A 20,252-nucleotide genomic window follows, 5' to 3' on the forward strand; every position below is an offset into this window, starting at 1 on the left:
CGATCCGCCCCTCAGTCGATCCCACGTGCGAGCGCCTCCAGGCCGGGCACGAACAGCTCCTCCGCGGAGCGCGCCGCCAGCTCCGTGAACGCCCGGACGGTCTCCTGGTTGGCGATGTCGAGCGTGACGGTGTCCGCGTCGGTGATGATCTGCTCGCGCCACTGGAGGACCGGGTCGAGCGGGACCGAGCCGAGCAGGTTCATGCGGCCGAGTTTGAGGCGCGCGGCCATCTGGTGCAGGTCGGCGTCGATCTTGCGCAGCCAGCGGACCTGCGTGGGCTTGAGGCCCGAGAGGTCGGCCCCGTCGGGGTCCACGACCGCGGTGCGCACGTAGCGGATCGAGGCCAGGAGCTTGCGCTGGTACTCCTCGCCGAGGGCCCTGCTCGTCTCCACCAGGCCGCGCTCGCCGTACACGAGCGAGTGCGCGGCGAGGACGTGCTGCTTGGTCCAGCGGTGGTAGACGATCCACCGCCACGGCAGGTTCGCGAGCTCGGGGCGGGCGGTCGCGGCCATGACCATCTCGGTGGCGTGGGAGCGGCCCGCGCTCAAGTCGACGATGACCAGGTCGAACTCGCGCGAGAGTTCGTAGAGGAGCTTGACGCAGCGGTCCACGGTGTCCGCCTCGCCGGAGAACTCCGAGCCGTCGGCGTCCCCCGGGCACAGCACCAGCTCGCCCGCGCCGTCCGGGCGGGCCTGGAGCTCGGACCGGTCGCTCACGGCCCACACCGAGTGCCGCTCGGGCTCGGAGGCGAGGTCCTGGAGGTAATCGTGGATGCCGCTGCCGTGGGTGCCGTGTTCGAGGTCGTCGACGGCGAAGATCGCCCCGGCCGTGGGCGAACCGAAGTCGAAATCCACATAGCACACGTTGCTGCCCTGGACGGCGCGCCGGTAGGCCAGGTTGCAGGAGGAGACCGAGCGCCCCGTACCGCCCTTGTCCGAGGTCGCGAACAGCAGCATCGTCACACTCCGGTCTCGGCGTCGCGGCCGGCCGCGATGAGCCGGTCGAGGTCGATGAGGGCCCGCACGCCGAGCGCGAACGCGGTGCCCGGGCGCTCGTCGACCACGTCCTTGGCGTGGCGGATCGTCAGGCCGACCGAGCGGATCTCCTGCGCCAGCGCGGGACCGGCGTTCCCCGAGCCGCGCAGCAGCTCCTGGTCGTAGATGTGCTCGGCCTCGACGAGCAGCTCGTGCGCCAGGTCCTCCAGGCCGCGGGAGCGTGCGGGCTCGGAGGTCGCGAACTGGGCGGCGAGGACCATCGACTCGACCACGCGGATGGTGAAGTGCCAGGACGGGTCCTCGAACCAGTCGGGGATCTCCCTGTAGACCTGCTGCGGCTGGTCCCACAGGCGCGCGGCCCGGCCCTCGCGGATGCGCCGGCGCGCGAGGTGGTCCCACACCTGGTCGGCGACGTCGAGCAGTTCGGCGCGGGCGCCGATGGTGACCAGGAGACCGGCGGCGTGGTAGAGGCGCTTGAGCAGGAGCGGCGCGAAGTCGACCATGTTCCAGACCATCGCCGGGCCGTCGAGCTTCTCGATGCCGGCGAGTTCGGCCTTCACGCCGGGGAAGTGCATCTCCACGGCCCGGTCGCCGGTGAGGGCGCGGCGGGTGATGCGGCCGCGGTTGGCGAGTTCGACGAGGACCTCGCCGAGGCGGATGAGGTCGTCGTCGCCGCCGCGCTGGGAACCGAACGTCTCGGTCGCGACCGCGCAGACCAGGAGGCTGTAGTAGTCGTACTCGAGACCGTCGGTGGTGCGCCAGGGGACGTCCTCCAGCGGCCACTTCGAGCCGCCGCCGAAGGAGGCGACCATGGCCCAGTAGCGGCGGGTGACGTCCACGCGCAGCTGCAGGGACTGGACGAGGCGCTGCTCCTCCTCGGTGAGGAGGTTGCGGCGCATGACCCGCGGCGAGAACAGCGTCTGGATGGCTTCGAGTGCCACCACGGTGAAGTACAGGTACGGGGCGTCCTCGGCGCGGCCCGGGCGCTGGGTGGAGGTGTCGGAGACGTCGAGGATGTCCGGGGCCTGCTCCACGACCGACCAGGACCAGCCGATCTCGAAGAGCTTCGTGGGGGCCTCGACGCCGGCGGTACCGCCCGAGCCGACGGTGATGGTGCGCAGGGTCGCGACGATCTCCTCGGCCTCCTCGCGGAAGCGGCGCACGATCTTGCGGTCGGGCTGGCCGTCGACGTTGATGAGGGCGATGAGCTGGCGTCCGAAGTCGTCGTCGGCGTCGAAGGTGGACACGGCGAAGGACCGCAGCAGGCCGGTGATCGCGCCGAGGAGGCGGCGGTGGACGGCGCGCTCGACGTCCTCCAGCTCCTTGACGAGGTCCTCGCGGTCCATGCGGACGACGGTGGGGCTGAAGTCGGCGAGGAACGTCAACGCGGTGAGGCACAGCGGGATCGCGAGCGCGAAGCCCTCGGTGACGTCGACGGCGCGCTGCTCGGCGCTGGCCTTCTGGCTGCGGTCGACCCGGTGCATGTTGGAGCCGCCGGAGTAGACGGGCACGCCCGCGTCGTCGACGTGCTTCTCCATGTAGTTCTTGACCAGGCGCATGACCCGGATGGGGATCTCGACGGCGTCGCCGAGGCCCGCGAGGGCGTCGAGCACGGCGTCGCTGGTGGCGTCGGGGTCGGCGTAGTTGAGCTCGGCGAGTTCCTGGGCGGGGTAGAGCAGGCACAGGAGCTGCTGGGCGTCGCCGACGGCGTCGGAGTCGTTGCGCCCGCCCCAGTGCCAGGCCTTGTGTCGGCCGCCGTCCTCGGGGACCCGCCAACTGTAGGCCACTTCGGCCTTCCAGATGTCGAGGAGCTGTTGCCGAGGCTGCATCTTCACAGGGTTCACCGCCGAGCGCGCTCAGGACCGAAACGGACGGATTCACTATGGCACGACGATGCGACACGAATAGGCTCACAGAACATGTTCTGTCGGCTACCCGACAGACTTCGGACGTCCGAGAACGGGGTCTCGAGCGTCCTTTCAGTAAGGTGGCAAACCGGGCGAACCGGTCCCTTCATGCGCGAGGAGTCGAGATGGTCGAGTTGATCTTGGCGGGCCTGCTCATCGGCGCCGTGACGACGGCGGCGACGGTCACCGGCGTCCGCGACCGGCGCCGCCGCAGGGCCGAGCGCGTCGCGACGAAACGGACCGCGGCGAAGCGTCCCGGAGCACCGCCGTCCGGCGAACCGATCCCGAGCGGCTGGACGGGTAGGGCCGAGGGCGGCGCGGCCGACGGGACGCGCTGGGCGGAGCCGCCCGGGCGTCAGGCGCGGCGTTCGTAGACGCTGCAGGGGACCTCGCGGACCGGGACGACCGTCTCGCGTTCCAAGGTCATGCCGAGCTTCTCGGCGACGCGGATCGAGGCGGCGTTCTGCGGATGGATGCAGGAGACGACGCGGTCGAGCCCCAGCTCGTCGAAGGCGAATCCCATGACCGCCCGCGCCGCCTCGGGCGCGAGCCCCTGGCCCCACCGGCGTCGCTCGATGCGCCAGCCCACCTCGACCGCGGGCAGGATCTCCGGCAGGAACGCCGGAACGGCCAGCGCCGCGAAGCCGACGAACTCGCGCGTCTCGGCCAGCTCCACGGCGAACGTGCCCCAGCCCTGCTCGTCCCAGCGCCGCATCATCAGCTCGACGGCCTCGCGGGTCTGCCGGACGGTGCGCGGCAGCCCGTCGCCGATGTAGCGCATGACGTCGGGGTCGGCGTTCATCGCGGCGAAGGGTTCGACGTCGTCCTCGGTCCAGTCGCGCAGGACGAGCCGTTCGGTCGCCAGGCGGAGCCTCATCGTTTCGGCGGCCTGCCGAGCGCGGTCTTCACGTACCAGCAGTAGGCCCACACGAGGGCGAACACGATGCCGGCCACGCCGAGCGACCAATGGAGGGCCCAGCAGGCGATCAGGGCGACCTGGACGACCGCGCCCGCGGCCCAGACCCAGGGGCGCCTGGCCATGCCCGCCAGGACGACGCAGGCGACCGTGAGGACGAGGACCGCGACGATCGCGCCGGTGGCGTCGTCCAGGATCATCCGCATCGGGACGATCGCCAGCAGCAGCGCGAGTGCCTCGAAGGCCAGCGCCATCGCGGCGAGGCTGCGCGCGGCCCTGGCGGGGTCGCGCAGGCCCGAGCGGGTCGCGTCGGGCTCGCTCCAGGGGGCCTCGGCCGTTTCGGGCTCGGGGCGCTCGGGGTCCGGCCGCCGGTCAGCCACGACGGCCGACCAGGATCTTCCGGGCGTCGGCGACGGTGAAGACCGAACCGGTGATGAGGACGCCGCCGCCGGACTCGTAGAGGTCGTCGGCCTCCTCGGCGAGCTCGATGCCGCGGGTGATCGCGTCGCGCAGGTGCGGGAGCACCGTGACGCGCTCCTCGCCGAAGACCTCGCGGGCGAGCTTCGCGAGCGTCGCCGCCGGCATCGCCCGGTCCGAAGAGGACTTCGTCACGACGATCTCGTCGAGGACCGGTTCGAGGAGTTCGAGCATGTGGTCGGCGTCCTTGTCGGCGAGCATGCCGACGACGCCGACGAGCTTGCGGAAGTTGAACTCCTCCTCCACGGCCCGCGTCATGGCCTCCATGCCCGCCGGGTTGTGGGCGGCGTCGAGGAGGACCGCGGGGGCGTTGCGCACCAGCTCGAGGCGGCCGGGCGAGGAGAACTCCGCGAAGGCCTGCTCCACGACCTCGGCGTCGAGGGCCTTCGGTTCGCCCGCGCCGAGGAGCACCTCGACGGCGGCGAGCGCGAGCGCGGCGTTGTGCGCCTGGTACTCGCCGTGGAGGGGCAGGAACAGGTCCTGGTAGCGGGCCGCACGGGTCTCGATGGTGACGAGCTGGCCGCCGAAGGCCACCTCGCGGGCGGTGACCTCGAAGCCGCGGCCCTCGGGCACGAGCTTCGCGCCGACGGCGTTGGCGCGGCGCAGCAGCGGCTCCATGGCCGAGCGCTCCTGCGCCGCGGTGACGAGCGTCGATCCCTCGTGGACGATCCCGGCCTTCATGGTCGCGATCTCGGCGAGGGTCTCGCCGAGCCACTTGGTGTGGTCGATCCCGATGGGGGTGATGACCGCGACCTCGGCGCCCAGGACGTTCGTCGAGTCGGTCTCGCCGCCGAGGCCCACTTCGATGACGCCCACGTCGATCGGGGTGTCCGCGAACGCGCCCATGGCGAGCGCCACGGTCATCTCGAAGTAGGTGAGCGGCTCGGAGGCCTCGCGGTCGACGAGTTCGGCGAGCGGCGCGATCTCGTAGTACTGGGCGGCGAACTTGTCGAACGGGATCGGTTCGCCGTCGATGCAGATCCGCTCGTTGACCGTGGTGAGGTGCGGCGAGGTGAACATGCCGGTGCGCAGCCCGTGCCCGCGCAGCAGCCGCTCGATCATGCGGCTGGTCGAGGTCTTGCCGTTGGTGCCGGTGATGTGCACGGAACGGAAGGACCGCTGCGGGTCGCCCATCATGTCGAGCAGCTGCTTGATGCGGTCGAGGGTGAAGTCCCAGCGGGAGAAGCCGCGCGCTTCGAGCGCGGCCTCGACCTGGGCGAATTCGGCGTTCAAGGTGTGATCCCCCATTGGCGAGCGTCGGTGGGCCGCGGCGGCGGCCGGTGAGCGGTCCGCGGCCGTCCCCGTCGGACGGCCGCGGACCGGTTACGCCAGTCGTTCGAGCTGTGCGGTGATGCGGGCGATGTCGGCCTCGGCGGTCGCCTGGCGCGCCTTGATCTTCTCGACCACGGCGTCGGGCGCCTTCGCCAGGAACGCCTCGTTGCCGAGTTTGCCCGTGGTCCCGGCCAGCTCCTTCTCGGCGACCTTCAGGGCCTTCTCGAGCCGGGCCCGCTCGGCCGCGACGTCGATCGTGCCGGAGGTGTCGAGCGCGACGGTGATCTGGTCGGACACCGCGAGCTCGGCGGTCGGCGCGAAGCCCTCGGCCTCGGCGTCGAGCTTGACGAGCGAGCGGATGAACCGCTCCTGGTCGCCCAGCCCCGCCGCGTCCAGGCCGCTGATGCGCGCGGCCACCCGCTGGCTCGGCTTGACGCCCTGGTCCTGGCGGAAGCGGCGCACCTCGACCACGAGGTGCTGGAGCGCGGCGACGAGGCGCTCGGCCTCCTCGTCGGCCCCGGCGGCCTCGGGCCAGGCGGCCACGGTCAGCGACTCCCCGCGCGGCTCGCCGCCGGTGAGCGTGAGCCACAGCTCCTCGGTGACGAACGGGATCACCGGGTGCAGCAGGCGCAGCAGCCGGTCGAAGACGTGGCCGAGCACGCGGCGGGTGTCCTCGGCGGCCTGCCCGCCCTCGGCGAGCACCGGCTTGGTGAGCTCCACGTACCAGTCGAACACGTCGTCCCACGCGAAGTGGTAGAGCGCGTCCATGGCCTTCGCGAACTCGTACTGCTCGAAGTGGCGGTCGACCGCCTCGACCGTGTTCGAGAGCCGCGAGAGGATCCACCGGTCGATCAGCGACGGGTCGGCGGGCAGGTCCCCTTCGACCGTGGCCCCGCTCATGAGCGCGAAGCGCGTGCCGTTCCACAGCTTGTTGCAGAAGTTCCGGCTGATCTCCGCCAGTTCGATCGACGCGATCGAGTCCGCGCCCGGGTTCGCGTCGCGCGCGAGCATGAACCGCAGCGCGTCCGCGCCGTACTGGTCGACCACCTCGAGCGGGTCGATGCCGTTCCCGGAGGACTTCGACATCTTCTTGCCGTGCTTGTCGCGGATGAGGCCGTGCAGGAACACCTCGCCGAAGGGCGCCCTGCCCATGGCGTAGGTCCCGAACATCATCATCCGGACCACCCAGAAGAAGATGATGTCCCAGCCGGTGACGAGCACCGCGGTCGGATAGAACTTGTCGAGGGCCTTCGTGCCCTCCGGCCAGCCGAACGTCGAGAACGGCCACAGTCCCGAGGAGAACCACGTGTCGAGCACGTCCGGGTCCTGCACGTAGCCCTCGGGGGCGGTCTCGCCCGGGCCCACGCACACCTCTTCGCCGTTCGGGCCGTACCAGATCGGGATGCGGTGGCCCCACCACAGCTGGCGCGAGATGCACCAGTCGAGCAGGTTGTCCACCCACGAGAAGTAGCGCTTCTCCATCTCCGGCGGGTGAATCTTCGTCTCGCCGTTGCGGACGGCGTCGCCCGCCAGCTTGGCCAGGCGCTCCACCTTCACGAACCACTGCTTCGACAGGCGCGGCTCCACGGTGGTGTCGCAGCGCTCGCAGTGCCCGACGGCGTGCAGGTACGGGCGCTTCTCGGCCACGATGCGGCCCTCGGCCCGCAGCGCCGAGGCGATCGCCGAACGCGCCTCGAACCGGTCCAGGCCCTGGAACGGGCCGTGCGCGGTGATCACGCCGCGCTCGTCCATGATGAGGATCGACTCCAGGCCGTGGCGCTGGCCGATCGCGAAGTCGTTCGGGTCGTGCGCCGGGGTCACCTTCACCGCGCCGGTCCCGAACTCCGGGTCGACGTGCGAGTCGGCCACGATCGGGATGCGGCGGCCGGTGAACGGGACCTCCACCGTCGTGCCGAGCAGGTGCCGGTAGCGCTCGTCGTCGGGGTGGACGGCCACGGCGGTGTCGCCGAGCATCGTCTCCAGGCGGGTCGTGGCCACCACGATCGAGGCCTCGCCCTCGCCGTAGCGCATGGACACGAGCTCGCCCGCGTCCTCCTGGTGCTCCACCTCGATGTCCGACAGGGCGGTCATGCAGCGCGGGCACCAGTTGATGATGCGCTCGGCGCGGTAGATCATGCCGTCGTCGTACATGCGCTTGAACATCGTCTGCACGGCGTTGGAGAGGCCCTCGTCGAGCGTGAACCGCTCGCGGTCCCAGTCGACGCCGTCGCCGATCTTCTTCATCTGCGAGGTGATGCGCTCGTGGTAGACGTCCTTCCACTCCCACACGCGCTCGACGAAGCCTTCGCGGCCGAGGTCGTGGCGGGACAGGCCCTCCTTGTCGGCGAGCTGGCGCTCCACCACGTTCTGCGTCGAGATCCCGGCGTGGTCGGTGCCCGGCAGGAACAGGGCCTCCTTGCCGCGCATGCGCTCGCGGCGCACGAGGGTGTCGATGAGGGTGTGGTCGAGCGCGTGCCCGAGGTGCAGCTGGCCGGTCACGTTCGGCGGCGGGATCACGATCGCGTAGGGCTCGCGGTCCGAGTCGTCGTCAGCCTTGAAGCGCCCGTCGGCTACCCACTTGGCGTAGCGTCGCGCCTCTACCTCTACGGGCGCGTACGTCTTCGGCAGATGGGTTTCCAGGTCCGGTGTCTTCTTAGCTGCGTCTGTCACCCGTCCAGTGTAAGGAGCACGCGGGCTGGGGCGCGAAGCGGTTTACTCGGTGTCGCCCAGAACCCTCCCCGCGGCCGAGGCGACGTCGATCTCGCCGTTCGCGACCGCCGCCGCCAGCGCCTCCGGGACCCGGTAGCGCTCGCGCAGGGCCGCGTCGACGCGGGCGCGGATCTCCGCGGCGGCCCGCCGCCGGCGGTGCAGCGCGAGGTGGTCGCTCCCGGCGAGCCAGTCGCGGTGCTTCGCGATGGCGGCGACGAGGTCGTCGACGCCCTTGCCTTCGGCGGCGACGGTGGTGCAGATCGGCTGCCGCCATTCGCCGGGCTCGCGTCGGACGAGGCTCATCATGGCGCGCAGGTCGCGCACCGCGCCGTCGGCGCCGGGCCGGTCGGCCTTGTTGACGACGTAGACGTCCGCGATCTCCACGACCCCGGCCTTGACGGCCTGGATGCCGTCGCCCATGCCGGGTGCGAGCAGCAGGAGCGTCGTGTCGGCGAGGCTGGCGATCTCGACTTCGGCCTGGCCGACGCCGACGGTCTCGACGACCACGACGTCGAAGCCGAGCCCTTCGAGGAGGCGCACGCCCGCGCCGGTGGTGGCCGCGAGGCCGCCGAGGTGCCCGCGGGTGGCCACGGAGCGGATGTAGACGCCGGTGTCGAGGGCGTGGTCGGCCATGCGGACGCGGTCGCCGAGGATCGCGCCGCCGCTGAACGGGCTGGAGGGGTCCACGGCGAGGACGGCGACCCGCAGGTCCGCCGCGCGCCACGCGGCGATGAGCGCCGAGACCAGGGTGGACTTGCCGACGCCGGGCGAGCCGGTGACGCCGACGATCGTGGCGTCGCCGCCTTTGACGAGGCGGGCGATCTCGGCGGCGTCCGGCGTCTGGTTCTCCAGAGCGGTCAGGAGGCGGGCGGTGGCCCGGCGGTCGCCCGCCCGGGCCGCCGCCACGGTGTCGTGCAGAGCGGTGTCGTGCAAAGCGCTGTCTCGCACTCGAGTCATGCTCCCTTGAGGACGATCGCGTCGCCCTGGCCGCCGCCGCCGCACAGGCCGGCCGCGCCGAGCCGGCCGGGGCCGAGCTGGCGGGCGAGGGTCTGCGCGAGCCGGGCCCCGGAGGCCCCGATCGGGTGGCCGAGCGCGATCGCGCCGCCGTCGGGGTTGACGCGGTCGAGGTCGACGCCGAGGGTCTCGGCCGAGGCCAGGACCACGGCGGCGAAGGCCTCGTTCATCTCGACCACGTCGAGGTCCGCGGCCGCGACGCCGGCGATGTCGAGCGCCTTCGCGATGGCGTTGGCGGGCTGGTCGAGCAGCGAGTTGTCGGGGCCGGCGACCGTGGCGTAGCCGAGGATCTCCGCGGTCCAGGCCCAGCCGTTGGCCTCGGCCACGGACTTGCGGGCGAGGACGAGCGCGGACGCGCCGTCGGAGATCTGGGAGGCCGTCGCGGCGGTGATGGTGCCGTTCTCGGTGAAGGCGGGGCGCAGCTGGGCCAGACCGGACGCGGTGGAGTCGGGCCGGACGCCCTCGTCGGCGTCGACGAGGCCCTTGCGGGTCTCGACCGAGGTGATCTCCTCGGCGAGGCGCTCGGCGGCCTTGGCGGCCCGCTGGTGCGAGAGCGCGGCGAAGGCGTCCTGGTCCTCGCGGGTGATCGAGCGGCCCTTGAGGTGGCGCTCGGTGGACTCGCCCATGGAGATGCCGTCGTAGGCGTCAGTGAGGCCGTCGTGGGCGAGGTGGTCGAGGAGGACGGTCTCGCCGTACTTGAAGCCGCGGCGCGAGCCGGGCAGCAGGTGCGGGGCGCGGCTCATCGACTCCATGCCGCCGGCGACGACGACGTCGGCGGCGCCGCCGCGCAGGAGCTGGTCGGCCAGGCCCACGGCGGTGAGCCCGGAGAGGCACACCTTGTTGACCGACAATGCGGGGACGCGCATCGGCAGCCCGGCCGCGACGGCGGCCTGGCGGGCGGGGTTCTGGCCGCATCCGGCGGGCAGGACCTGCCCGAGGATCACCTGGTCCACCAGGTCGGGGGCGACCCCGGCGCGTTCGAGCGCGGCCCTGACGGCGGTCCCGGCCAGCTCGGTGGCGGGGACGTCGGCGAGTGCGCCGTTGAAGCGCCCGATGGGTGTCCGGGCGGCGGCGAGGATGACGGTGCAGTCCTTGTGAGTGCTGTCGTTCATGGCGATCCTCCGTTGGTCGATACGCTCGATCGTATGACGTTCACTGACGGAATCGGATTGCGGCGCATCGATCACGTGGGAATCGCGGTCCCGGACCTGGATGCGGCCCTGGAATGGTATGAGGGCGCGCTCGGCGGGCGGGCCGTGCACCGCGAGGTGAACGAGGCGCAGGGCGTGGTCGAGGCGATGGTGGCCTGGCCCGAGGGCGGAGCGCAGGTGCAGCTGCTCGCGCCGCTCGGGGAGGACTCGCCGATCGCGAAGTTCATCGGGACGAAGGGGCCGGGGCTCCAGCAGCTGGCGTTCACCGTCGCCGACGTCGAGGCGGCCGCGGCGGCGCTGCGGGCGCGCGGCGCGCGGCTGCTGTACGAGGAGGCGCGGCCGGGCACCGCGGGCTCCAAGATCAACTTCGTGCACCCGCGGGACGCCGGCGGCGTCCTGGTGGAACTGGTCGAACCGGCATAGGGCTTTTGCCGGGCCCCTGCCGGAGCGTGGCCGCGGGACCACCGTGGCTGTCGGATACGCGACGCCGTTCGAGTGACACTCGAAGAACGGTGAAAACGGACCTCGACCGACTTCCGCGGTGTTTCAAGGATTTCGCCCGTTTTGCGGCTAGTGTTGCGGGTGGTTCCCGCTCCACAAACCCCTGACCTTGCTGTCGACATTCCCGGTCGCGTCTGCAAGTATTGGTCCATGTCGCAGCAGCCCTCCAGCAGTACCTTTTTCGACAACGACCAATCGGTGCCGGAATTCCCCGTGCAGTTGCGGGGGTACGACCGGCACCAGGTGGATGACTTCATCCAGAAGAACCTGGCGAAGCTGACTCAGACCGAGCAGCAGCGCACCGAGGCCGAGCAGCGGATGACGGACGCCCAGCGTCGTCTGCGCCAGGCCGAGCAGCGCATCCAGGGTCTCGAGCAGCGCCTCGCCGAGCAGCAGAAGCAGCTCGAGGAGAACACCCGCCCGACGCTCTCCGGGCTCGGCACCCGGGTCGAGCAGATCCTGCGGTTGGCCGAGGAGCAGGCGAACGAGCACCGCGCCGAGGCCAAGCGCGAGACCGAGGGCATCCTCTCGGCCGCCCGCCTCGAGTCCCGCGAGATCACCGACGCCGCCCGCGGCGAGGCCGGCAGCCTGAAGCAGAACGCCGAGCGCGAGGCCAACACCCTCCGCACCCAGGTCGAGCGCGAGGTCGCCGAGCTGCGGACCAACGCCCGCCGCGAGTGCGAGACCCTCCGCGCCGACGCCGAGCGCGAGACCAAGCAGCTGCGCACTGCGACCGGTCACGAAGTCGCCGAGCTCAAGGCGTCCGTCGAGCGCGAGGTCGCGACCCTCCGTGCCACGGCCGACCGCGAGATCACCCAGCTGCGCGCCAAGGCCGCCCGCGAGGCGGAGGAGAAGCGCGCCGAGGCCGCGAAGCTCTTCGCCGAGGCGAAGGAGAAGCGCGACAAGGACCTCCAGGCCCTCGACCTCGAACTGGCCGAGCGCAAGGAGAAGGCCGAGCGCGAGGAGTCCGAGCGCCACACCCGCGCCGTCGCCGAGACGCAGAAGCTCGTCTCCGACGCCGAGAACCGTGCCCGCGACGCCGAGGAGCGCGCCAAGTCCGCCGAGACCCGCGCCGAGGAAAAGCGCTCCGAGGCCGACAAGTACGCGGAAGAGACCACCAGCAAGGCCAAAAAGGACGCGAACAAGCTCGTGGCCGATGCGAAGGCCGAGGCCGAGCGCTTGCTCGCGGACGCCAAATCGGACGCTGAGCGCGTCACGCAGGAGGCGGAGACCAAGGTCTCCGAGCTCACCGCGAAGCGCGACCAGGTGCAGGAGACTCTGCGCAACCTCAGCGGTCTGGTCAGCGGGGCGCTGGGAGGCGCTCTCGGGCAGTCGTCCGATGACAAGTAGAAACGCCTGACGACAAGTAAACCTGGCGAATCCGCGTTACCGTCGAAGTCTGCGGCAGTGAAGAATGGTCGCAGGCGTTGGTCGACGGTGGAGGAACCACAGCTTCGGCCGCGTCCCGTCACATCCGGTCCCTTGCCGGATGTGACGGGACGCGGCTTACGTGAGGATGAGGGTATGGCGCGTGAAGACAGACTCGATGATTCGGAACTGCTGACCGGATTCGATGAGGCCGGACCCATCGACCGGGGGTTCGAGACCGCCCTGCGCGGCTACGACAAACGGCAGGTGGACCGGTACCTCCAGCAGATGCAGCTCCAGATGGACACGCTGGCGGGGGAACGCGCCGAAGCGCTCGCCCAGATCGACCGGCTCGTGGTGCAGATCCAGCAGTTGCAGGCCCAGATCCAGGATCTGCGCCGCCGCAGCGCCGCCGGCGACAAGGCCTCCTACCGGCACTTGGGCGTGCGGATCGAGCACATGCTGACCCTCGCGGAGGAGCAGGCCGAGGAGATCAAGGCCAACGCCCACGCGCAGACCCAGCACCTGCACCAGCACGCCGACCAGCGCCTGCGGGAGGCCGAGGCGCAGATCGAGCAGGCGCGCAAGGATTTCGAGACCACGTTGAAGGCCCGGCGGGCCGCCGCCGAGAAGGCCGAGGCCGACCGGCGGGCCATCATCGACGCCGAGATCAACAAGCGCGCCCGCGAAGCACAGGCCATGGTGGACCAGGCGAAGGAGCGCGCCGCGGCCCTCGTGGCCGAGGCCGAGCAGGACGCCGAGAACAAGCGCGCCGCCGCTGACGAGCAGACCCGGCAGCTGGTCGCTCATGTCGAGCGCCTGCGCGCCGAGGCCCAGCAGCTCAAGGACGACGCCGCCCAGACGGCGGAGCAGGTGGTCGCCGAGGCCCGCGAGAAGGCCGAGCGGATGGCCGCCGAAGCCGAGGCCGAGGCCGAGCGCAAGCGCGCCGAGCACGAGGCGGAACTGCGGGACCTGCGCACCGAGGCGGTCGAGAGCCTCGAGAAGTTCAAGCAGGAGACCGAGATCTTCGCGCAGACCGTCCGCTCCGAGGCCGAGAGCGAGGCCACGCGCGTGCGGGCCGAGGCCGCCGACAGTGCGACCCAGACGCGCACCGAGGCCGCCGACGAGGCCAAGCGGCTCCGTCAGGAGGCCCAGCGCAAGCTCGAAGAGGCCGAGGCCGAGTCGCAGCGGCTGGCCGCCGAGACCGAGACGAGGCTCGCCGAGCTGACCGCCGCGGCCGAAGCCGCCGCGCGCCAGGAGCGCGAGGACGCCGAGGCCGCCGCGGTGCGGCTGGCCGAGGAGACCGAGCGCGAGACCCGGCGCATGCGCGAGGAGGCGGCCGAGGCCGCCCGCAAGGAGCGAGAGGACGCCGAGGCCGCCGCCCGGAAGCTCAACGAGGACACCGCGATCGAGGTGCAGCGGCTGCGTGAGCAGGCCGCCGCCGAGGTGGAGCGGATCACGGCCGAGGCCGCCGCGGAGGCCGCGAAGCTGCGCGAGGACGCGGATCGGGCGAAGGTGGAGGCCGAGGCCCAGGTCGAGCGGTCCCGCACCGAGCTGGCCGCGATCGAGGCCGAGCGGGAGCAGCTCTTGGCCGACGCGAAGGCCGAGGCCGCCAAGGTCCTGGAGCAGGCGAACCAGGAGGCCGAGCAGGTCAAGTCCGAACGCGACCAGTACGTGGCCGAGGCCGAGAAGAGGGCCGAGAACGCCAAGCGCCGCGCCGAGGAACTGTCGAAGTCCGCCAAGCAGACCGCGCGGCGCGACTCCGAGGCGATCCTGGCCACGGCCCGGGCGCAGGCGAAGAAGCTGCTGGAGGAGGCCCGCGCGGGCCGCGACGGCGAGGCCGAGGCGCCCGCGCAGGAGCCGACGGGGAACGACCAGCCCGGCGCGAACAACCGCAAGCGCCCGCAGGGCGGCGGGAAGCAGAGCAGCGAGTCCACCGAGAAGGTGTCCTCCTCGTAAGCGCACGAAGCACAGGGCCCGCACCGATCCCGGTGCGGGCCCTGCGTCGTCCTCCGCGGGCGGCGGCTTCGGGCCGCCGCACCCGCCGGAACGCGACGGGGCCCGCGCCGATCGCTCGGCGCGGGCCCCGCTGACCGGACTCGCTTCACGGCCCGCAGGCGCCGCCGTGAGGGGGACCGGTCATCGCCGGTTAACTGGAGCCGGCCTTCGCGGGCTCCTTGCCGGAGCCCTCTTTGCCCTTGCTCTTGGCCTCGCCGGACCCGCCCGGAGTGGTGCCGACGATCGGCGGCATGAGGCCGCCGCCGGTGGCGCGCTTCTTGTTCCAGACGTCGAACAGGACCGCGGCGAGGACGACCAGGCCGAGGACGATCTGCACGGTGTCGGTGGCGATGCCGAGGACCTGCATGCCCTGGTTGAGCACACCCATCACGAGACCGCCGATGACGGCGCCGATGATGGTGCCCACGCCGCCGGTGACCGAGGCGCCGCCGATGAACGAGGACGCGATCGCGTTGAGCTCGAACATCTCGCCCGCGCCCGGCGTGGCCGCGTGCAGGCGGGCGGTGACGATGACGCCGGCCAGGCCGGACAGCGCGCCCATGTTCACGAACACCCAGAACGTGGTCTTCTTGGTCTTCACACCCGAGAGCAGCGCGGCCTTCTCGTTGCCGCCGCCCGCGTAGACGTGGCGGCCGAACACGGTCCGGTTCGCGATGAAGGTGTACAGCAGGACCAGGCCCAGCAGGATCCAGCCGATGATCGGCAGGCCCTTGTACGAGTAGAAGACGTACGAGGCCACGACGATCACGGCCGCCACGGCGACGACCTTCGCGAGCCACGCGAACTGCGAGGACCCGGCGATGCCGGCCTTGAGCTGGCGGTTGCGGCCGCGGACCTGGAGGAGCACGTACAGGGCCGCGCCGGCGATGCCGACGACGAGCGTCGGCATGCGCAGGTCGACGCCGAGGACGTCGTAGCCGGAGGCCAGCTGGTTGTAGGTGCCGCGGGTGCCGATGGTCTCCGCGTCGAGGACCTTCAGGGTCAGGCCGCGGAAGATGAGCATGCCCGCCAGGGTCACGATGAAGGCGGGAATCCGCACGTACGCGATCCAGAAGCCCTGCCAGACCCCGACGAGGGCGCCGAGGGCGATCGCGATGAGCACCGCGAGGAACCAGGGCAGGTCCCAGTGCGAGAGCGCGATCGCGGAGACGGCGCCGCAGAAGGCCAGGAGCGAGCCGACCGACAGGTCGATGTGGCCGTTGACGATCACCAGCATCATCCCGATCGCGAGGATCAGGATGTACGAGTTCTGCAGGATCACGTTCGTCAGGTTCAGCGGCGTGATGAAGTTCTCGTTCTGCAAGGTCACGTTGAGGACCTGGAACAGCAGCATGATCAGCACCAGGGCGATGATCATGCCGTAGGAACGAAGGTTGAGGTGCTTCAGGGCCGAGAACGGGTTCGGCCGTGATGTGGTCTGGACGGTGCTCATCAGCGTAGTTCTTCTCCCCCGGATGCGACGTCAAGCGTCATGAGCCGCATCAGCTCTTCCTGTGTGGCGTTCTCGCGGTCGACCTGGCCGGTGATGTGCCCGGCGCTCATCGCGTAGATGCGGTCGCACATGCCGATCAGCTCGGGCAGTTCGGAGGAGATCATGAGGACCCCCTTGCCCTGGTCGACCAGTTTCTGGATCAGCTCGTAGATCTCGTACTTGGCGCCGACGTCGATGCCTCGGGTCGGCTCGTCGAGGATGAGCAGCTCGGGTTCGGTGAACACCCACTTGCCGAGCACGATCTTCTGCTGGTTGCCTCCGGAGAGGTTGCCGGCGAGCTGGTAGACCGACGGCGCCTTGACGCCGAACTCCTTGCGCAGGCGCTCGGAGACGGCGTTGATCCCGTCCTGGTCGACGACACCGCGTTTGGAGAGCCTGCCCAGGCCGGGCAGGGTGAAGTTCTCCCGCAGGTCGTATTCGAGGTGCAGGCCGTAGTGCTTGCGGTCCTCGGTCGCGTAGGCGAGGCCGGCTTCGATGGCCTCGGGGACGTTGCGCAGGCGCAGCGGCTTGCCGTCCATGAGCGCCCGGCCGGAGATGTTCGAGCCCCAGCTGCGGCCGAACACGCTCATGGCGAACTCGGTGCGGCCGGCGCCCATGAGCCCGGCCAGGCCGACGATCTCGCCGCGGGCGACGTTCAGGGCCGCCCGGTTGACGATGACGCGGTCGCGCTGCTCGGGGTGGTAGACGGTCCAGTCCTCGATCTCGAAGAAGACCTCGCCGATCTTGGGCTCGTGCGGCGGGTACATGTGCTCGAGGTCGCGGCCAACCATGGACTTGATGATGCGGTCCTCGGTGACGTCGTCCTCGGCGTTGTCGAGCGTCTCGATGGACTGGCCGTCGCGGAGCACCGTGATCCGGTCGGCCACCGCCAGCACCTCGCCCAGCTTGTGGGAGATGATGATGCTGGTGACGCCCTCCTCGCGGAGCTGCTTGAGCAGTTCCAGGAGGTTCTCGGAGTCGGTGTCGTTGAGCGCGGCCGTGGGCTCGTCGAGGATCAGGAGCTTGACGTCCTTGGACAGGGCCTTGGCGATCTCGACGAGCTGCTGCTTGCCGACGCCGATCTTCTCGACCAGCGTGGCCGGGTTGTCGTGGAGACCGACCTTGCGCATGAGGCCGGCCGCCTCGGTGTTGGTGCGGTCCCAGGAGATGACGCCGCCGCTCTTGCGCTCGTTCCCGAGGAAGATGTTCTCGGCGATCGAGAGCTCGCCCACGAGGGCGAGCTCCTGGTGGATGATGACGACGCCGGCGGCCTCGGAATCGCGGATGCTGCGGAACTGTGCGGGCTCGCCGTCGAACTCGATCTCGCCTTCGAAGTCGCCGTGGGCGTAGACGCCCGACAGGATCTTCATGAGCGTCGACTTGCCGGCGCCGTTCTCGCCGACGAGCGCGTGGATCGTCGCCCGCTTGACCTCCAAGTCGACCCCGGAGAGCGCGAGCACGCCGGGGAACCGCTTGGTGATCCCCCGCATACGGAGGATGTCTTCAGACATTGCTTCGTCCTATTTGAAATGAATGGACAGCTCTGGGGAGAGGTTCGGGGACGCCCGTGGCGGGCATGGGCGTCCCCGAGGAAAAGGCTTGGCGCAAACGGACTACGCGAGGTCTTCGGCGTCGATGTAGCCGGAGTCGACGACGACTTCCTGGTAGTTGTTCACGTCGACGCTCACCGGCTCCAGCAGGTAGGCCGGGACGACCTTGACGCCGTTGTCGTACGTCGAGTCGTCGTTGACCTCGGGCTCGTTGCCGTCGAGGACGGCCACGACCATGTCGACCGTGGTGGCCGCGAGCTCGCGGGTGTCCTTGTAGACGGTCATCGACTGCTTGCCGTCGATGATGTACTTCACCGACTCGACCTCGGCGTCCTGGCCGGTGACGACCGGGAGGGTCGTGTAGCCGTTGCCTTCGAGCGAGGCGATGATGCCGCGGCTGATGCCGTCGTAGGGCGAGAGGACCGCCTGGACCTGGTTGCCGCCCTGGTAGAAGTTGGACAGGATGTTGTCCATGCGCTCCTGGGCGACGGCGCCGTCCCAGTTCTCGGTGGCGATCTGCTCGAGCTCGGTCTGCCCGGACGGGATCACCAGCTTGCCCTCGTCCACGTAGGGCTGGAGCACCTCCCAGGCGCCCTGGAAGAAGTACTTGGTGTTGTTATCGGTCAACGCCCCGGCGAAGAGCTCGAGGTTGAACGGGCCGGCCTGGTTCGCGAGGTCGAGCGCCTCGACGATGTAGGTGCCCTGGAGGGTACCGACCTTGGTGTTGTCAAAGCTCGCGTAGTAGTCGACGTCCGGAGTGTCCAGGATGAGGCGGTCGTAGGCGATGACCGTGATGTCCTGCTCCTTGGCCTGGGCCAGGACGCCGCTGAGGGACTTGTTGTCGATCGCGGCGATGACCAGCACGTCCACGTTCTGGCCGACCATGGTCTCGATCTGGCTGACCTGCTCGTCGGGCTCGTCGTTCGCGTACTGCAGAGTGACTTCGTAGCCCTCTTCCTCGAACGACTTCTTCAGGTTGTCACCGTCGAGGATCCAGCGCTCGGAGGTCTTCGTGGGCATCGCGATGCCGACCTTCTTGCCGCTGCCGGAACCGTCGCCGCCGTCCTCGGACGCGCAGGCGGAGGCGACCATGGCCACGGCCGCGGCGCCGATCGTGCCGGTCAGCAGGTGCCGTCGGTTGACGTTCATTAGTACTCCTTCGTACCGGGCGGTGTCGGCGCACGGCCGACGTCGCCCTGGGGTCAAGACGGTTTCGATAGTTCAACGTTTTTCGACAACCGTCAACAGCGGATGCCTCTCGTGTCCGAATCGTTGCTTTTCAAGATCGTTGAATTGCGACACACCGCCCCCTCGGGGCGCATCGGACACTGGACGCTCCGAGGGAAATGACCGTGCGTATCGACCTGGTCACCTGATCGTGCCACAACTCAACGGCCGACTACCGCTCGACCGTTCGGATGGGTTAGCCTCACATTTAGTGCCAAATCACGACACCGAACAGCGGACCCCTGAGGAGGTGAGGATGTCGAGCCCCCAGACCGTCGGACCCGCAGCCGTCCACCGTTTACTGCACCGGGACGCGGTGTGCAGCGTCTTCAGCGGCACCGTCGCGTCGGCCCCCACCGACCTGCTGTGCGTCACCGTCGCGCATGAGCGCGTCGACGGCTCCCGCCGCGAAGTCTTCCTCGAATGGGCCGCGAAGCTCACCGGCCTCCCCGCCCACCCCCATCTGTCCCCCTGCACCGCCGTCGGGCTCACCGAGAACGGCCGCCCCTATCTGGCCGTCGGCACCTCGCGGCGCACCCTCGCCGATCTCCTGGCCGAGCAGGGGCCCATGCCCGCCGGGCAGGTCCGCGCGCTCGGCGTCGCCCTGAGCGACGCCGTGGCCGTCTACCACCGGGCCGGGCTGATCCACGGCGCCATCCAGCCTTCCCACATCCTCGTCGGCTCGGGGCACCACCTCGAGCTCACCGCCTACGACGTCACCGCCCCGGTCCTGGCCGCGCCCCTGCCGCCCACGTCCTACACGGCCCCTGAACACCTCGACGCCGCCGTCGCGGGCGAGGTGGCCGCCAGCCCTTCGGGAGACGTCTACGCCCTCGCCACGGCCCTCTACGCGGCCCTTGGAGGCAGGCTGCCGTGGGTGCGCCACGCCCGCGAGGACGCCGCCGACCCGCTGCTGCGCGCCGCCCCCGTGCCGCACATCCCCGGTGTGGACGCCGAACTCACCGACGTGATCGGCGCGGCCCTCAGGCCCGATCCGCGCCGGCGGCCCTCGGCCGACGCCTTCCGCGAACAGCTGACGCGACTGCAGCTCGACGGCCCGAAGGCCCCGGGCCCGCGTCCCGGCGCCGTGGCCGCGGGGCTCCTCCCCCGGCGCGGGCTGCGACCGGTCACCGTGGCCGTCTCGACCGAGCTCGCGCCCTACCGGCCCGGCCGCGAACGCGTCGGCATGCGCCCGAGGCTGCGGTCGATCGCCACCGCCACCGCGGCCGTGGCCCTGACGGGAGCGCTGCTCGGCGGCGCCGCTCTGGCGACGTACGCGGCCACCAACCCCGAGGAGTCGGCGGCGGTGTGCTCCGACCAGGCCGTGCTCGGGGGGCGGATCAGCGAGCAGCTGGAGGACGGCCACATCGTCGAGAGCTGGTGCGCCGACGACGGCGACTACGTGGCCGCCACGGTGACCTACCCGGGCGGCTCCGGGGGCGACGGCCAAGGCGCGACCGAGCGCCACGCGTGGCGCATCGAGGGCGACCACCTCGTCGCCGTGACCGACTGCGGCGAAGCGGCCCTGCCGGCCTCGATCGCCGAGTTCCTCGAGTGCCCCTGAGCCGGCACCGATCCGAAGACGGCCGCATCGTCTTCGAAGGGTGGACGACCGGGCCCCCCGGCGGTCCGCCGCGAGGCCCGGGAATCGCTCGGGACGTGCGCCGGTCGCGAC

General features: G+C 70.7%; 16 protein-coding genes. 5 read left to right on the forward strand and 11 right to left on the reverse strand.

What is annotated here, in order from left to right:
• Positions 1 to 11 precede the first annotated feature (11 nt).
• The gene (locus K3N28_RS21825) at positions 12 to 956 is read right to left on the reverse strand and encodes an SCO2523 family variant P-loop protein (RefSeq protein WP_228094873.1); all 945 of its coding nucleotides are present in this window, start codon (positions 954 to 956) and stop codon (positions 12 to 14) included.
• 2 nt (positions 957 to 958) lie between these two features.
• Positions 959 to 2,824, reverse strand: coding sequence for an SCO2524 family protein (locus tag K3N28_RS21830; RefSeq protein ID WP_228094874.1), 1,866 nt, complete (start codon positions 2,822 to 2,824; stop codon positions 959 to 961).
• Positions 2,825 to 3,027: 203 nt separating this feature from the next.
• Between K3N28_RS21830 and K3N28_RS21835 the strand changes: the two genes are divergently transcribed.
• Positions 3,028 to 3,276 (forward strand): hypothetical protein, encoded by a 249-nt coding sequence (locus K3N28_RS21835; protein ID WP_228094875.1) that lies wholly within the window; start codon positions 3,028 to 3,030, stop codon positions 3,274 to 3,276.
• Here the strand turns inward: K3N28_RS21835 and K3N28_RS21840 are convergent.
• The 6 genes from K3N28_RS21840 to K3N28_RS21865 form a co-directional block, all read right to left on the reverse strand.
• Complete coding sequence (locus K3N28_RS21840; protein WP_228094876.1) at positions 3,258 to 3,779, reverse strand: GNAT family N-acetyltransferase; 522 nt, start codon at positions 3,777 to 3,779, stop codon at positions 3,258 to 3,260. The two genes, K3N28_RS21835 and K3N28_RS21840, sit on opposite strands and share 19 nt — an antisense overlap.
• Positions 3,776 to 4,198, reverse strand: coding sequence for a DUF4233 domain-containing protein (locus K3N28_RS21845; RefSeq protein WP_228094877.1), 423 nt, complete (start codon positions 4,196 to 4,198; stop codon positions 3,776 to 3,778). Before K3N28_RS21845 ends, K3N28_RS21840 begins: the two co-directional genes overlap by 4 nt.
• Positions 4,191 to 5,543, reverse strand: coding sequence for a folylpolyglutamate synthase/dihydrofolate synthase family protein (locus K3N28_RS21850; protein WP_374209853.1), 1,353 nt, complete (start codon positions 5,541 to 5,543; stop codon positions 4,191 to 4,193). The genes K3N28_RS21845 and K3N28_RS21850 overlap by 8 nt, the downstream gene beginning before the upstream one ends.
• A 75-nt stretch (positions 5,544 to 5,618) precedes the next feature.
• Positions 5,619 to 8,237, reverse strand: coding sequence for a valine--tRNA ligase (locus tag K3N28_RS21855; RefSeq protein ID WP_228094879.1), 2,619 nt, complete (start codon positions 8,235 to 8,237; stop codon positions 5,619 to 5,621).
• Between the two features lie 42 nt (positions 8,238 to 8,279).
• Positions 8,280 to 9,233 carry a methylmalonyl Co-A mutase-associated GTPase MeaB gene (gene meaB, locus K3N28_RS21860; RefSeq protein ID WP_228094880.1) on the reverse strand — a complete coding sequence of 318 codons (954 nt, stop codon included), beginning with the start codon at positions 9,231 to 9,233 and terminating at the stop codon, positions 8,280 to 8,282.
• A complete protein-coding gene (locus tag K3N28_RS21865; RefSeq protein ID WP_228094881.1) occupies positions 9,230 to 10,402 on the reverse strand; it encodes an acetyl-CoA C-acyltransferase in 1,173 nt (390 codons plus the stop codon). Before K3N28_RS21865 ends, meaB begins: the two co-directional genes overlap by 4 nt.
• Before the next feature lie 33 nt (positions 10,403 to 10,435).
• On the opposite strand from K3N28_RS21865, the gene mce reads away from it, so the two are divergent.
• From mce to K3N28_RS23395, 3 genes are all read left to right on the forward strand, one after another.
• Complete coding sequence (mce, locus tag K3N28_RS21870) at positions 10,436 to 10,864, forward strand: methylmalonyl-CoA epimerase (RefSeq protein WP_228094882.1); 429 nt, start codon at positions 10,436 to 10,438, stop codon at positions 10,862 to 10,864.
• A gap of 228 nt (positions 10,865 to 11,092) precedes the next feature.
• Positions 11,093 to 12,292, forward strand: coding sequence for a cell division protein DivIVA (locus K3N28_RS21875; RefSeq protein WP_228094883.1), 1,200 nt, complete (start codon positions 11,093 to 11,095; stop codon positions 12,290 to 12,292).
• Between the two features lie 174 nt (positions 12,293 to 12,466).
• Positions 12,467 to 14,269: a DivIVA domain-containing protein gene (locus tag K3N28_RS23395; protein WP_304608752.1), complete on the forward strand. Its 1,803-nt coding sequence runs from the start codon at positions 12,467 to 12,469 to the stop codon at positions 14,267 to 14,269.
• 190 nt (positions 14,270 to 14,459) lie between these two features.
• Here K3N28_RS23395 and mmsB read toward each other — a convergent pair whose 3' ends face one another.
• From mmsB to chvE, 3 genes are all read right to left on the reverse strand, one after another.
• Positions 14,460 to 15,761 (reverse strand): multiple monosaccharide ABC transporter permease, encoded by a 1,302-nt coding sequence (gene mmsB, locus K3N28_RS21885; RefSeq protein WP_228094884.1) that lies wholly within the window; start codon positions 15,759 to 15,761, stop codon positions 14,460 to 14,462.
• Entirely contained in the window at positions 15,761 to 17,311 is a 1,551-nt protein-coding gene (gene mmsA / locus K3N28_RS21890; RefSeq protein ID WP_228094885.1) for a multiple monosaccharide ABC transporter ATP-binding protein, read from the reverse strand. The genes mmsB and mmsA overlap by 1 nt, the downstream gene beginning before the upstream one ends.
• A gap of 102 nt (positions 17,312 to 17,413) precedes the next feature.
• Positions 17,414 to 18,499 (reverse strand): multiple monosaccharide ABC transporter substrate-binding protein, encoded by a 1,086-nt coding sequence (gene chvE / locus K3N28_RS21895; RefSeq protein ID WP_304608753.1) that lies wholly within the window; start codon positions 18,497 to 18,499, stop codon positions 17,414 to 17,416.
• A 334-nt stretch (positions 18,500 to 18,833) separates the two neighbouring features.
• Here chvE and K3N28_RS21900 point away from each other — a divergent pair, with 334 nt between their 5' ends.
• Positions 18,834 to 20,141, forward strand: coding sequence for a protein kinase (locus tag K3N28_RS21900; RefSeq protein WP_228094886.1), 1,308 nt, complete (start codon positions 18,834 to 18,836; stop codon positions 20,139 to 20,141).
• Positions 20,142 to 20,252 lie beyond the last annotated feature (111 nt).

The sequence above is a fragment of the Glycomyces sp. TRM65418 genome, assembly GCF_019710475.1.
GTDB lineage: Bacteria > Actinomycetota > Actinomycetes > Mycobacteriales > Micromonosporaceae > Glycomyces.

What these genes read in the sequence shown, in the direction of transcription:
- K3N28_RS21900 (WP_228094886.1), top strand. Translation starts at nt 18,834, where the DNA reads ATGTCGAGCCCCCAGACCGTCGGACCCGCAGCCGTCCACCGTTTACTG.
- K3N28_RS21825 (WP_228094873.1), bottom strand. Translation starts at nt 956, where the DNA reads ATGCTGCTGTTCGCGACCTCGGACAAGGGCGGTACGGGGCGCTCGGTC.
- mce (WP_228094882.1), top strand. Translation starts at nt 10,436, where the DNA reads ATGACGTTCACTGACGGAATCGGATTGCGGCGCATCGATCACGTGGGA.
- meaB (WP_228094880.1), bottom strand. Translation starts at nt 9,233, where the DNA reads ATGACTCGAGTGCGAGACAGCGCTTTGCACGACACCGCTCTGCACGAC.
- K3N28_RS23395 (WP_304608752.1), top strand. Translation starts at nt 12,467, where the DNA reads ATGGCGCGTGAAGACAGACTCGATGATTCGGAACTGCTGACCGGATTC.
- mmsA (WP_228094885.1), bottom strand. Translation starts at nt 17,311, where the DNA reads ATGTCTGAAGACATCCTCCGTATGCGGGGGATCACCAAGCGGTTCCCC.
- chvE (WP_304608753.1), bottom strand. Translation starts at nt 18,499, where the DNA reads ATGAACGTCAACCGACGGCACCTGCTGACCGGCACGATCGGCGCCGCG.
- K3N28_RS21865 (WP_228094881.1), bottom strand. Translation starts at nt 10,402, where the DNA reads ATGAACGACAGCACTCACAAGGACTGCACCGTCATCCTCGCCGCCGCC.
- K3N28_RS21875 (WP_228094883.1), top strand. Translation starts at nt 11,093, where the DNA reads ATGTCGCAGCAGCCCTCCAGCAGTACCTTTTTCGACAACGACCAATCG.
- K3N28_RS21850 (WP_374209853.1), bottom strand. Translation starts at nt 5,543, where the DNA reads ATGGGGGATCACACCTTGAACGCCGAATTCGCCCAGGTCGAGGCCGCG.
- K3N28_RS21835 (WP_228094875.1), top strand. Translation starts at nt 3,028, where the DNA reads ATGGTCGAGTTGATCTTGGCGGGCCTGCTCATCGGCGCCGTGACGACG.
- mmsB (WP_228094884.1), bottom strand. Translation starts at nt 15,761, where the DNA reads ATGAGCACCGTCCAGACCACATCACGGCCGAACCCGTTCTCGGCCCTG.
- K3N28_RS21830 (WP_228094874.1), bottom strand. Translation starts at nt 2,824, where the DNA reads ATGCAGCCTCGGCAACAGCTCCTCGACATCTGGAAGGCCGAAGTGGCC.
- K3N28_RS21840 (WP_228094876.1), bottom strand. Translation starts at nt 3,779, where the DNA reads ATGAGGCTCCGCCTGGCGACCGAACGGCTCGTCCTGCGCGACTGGACC.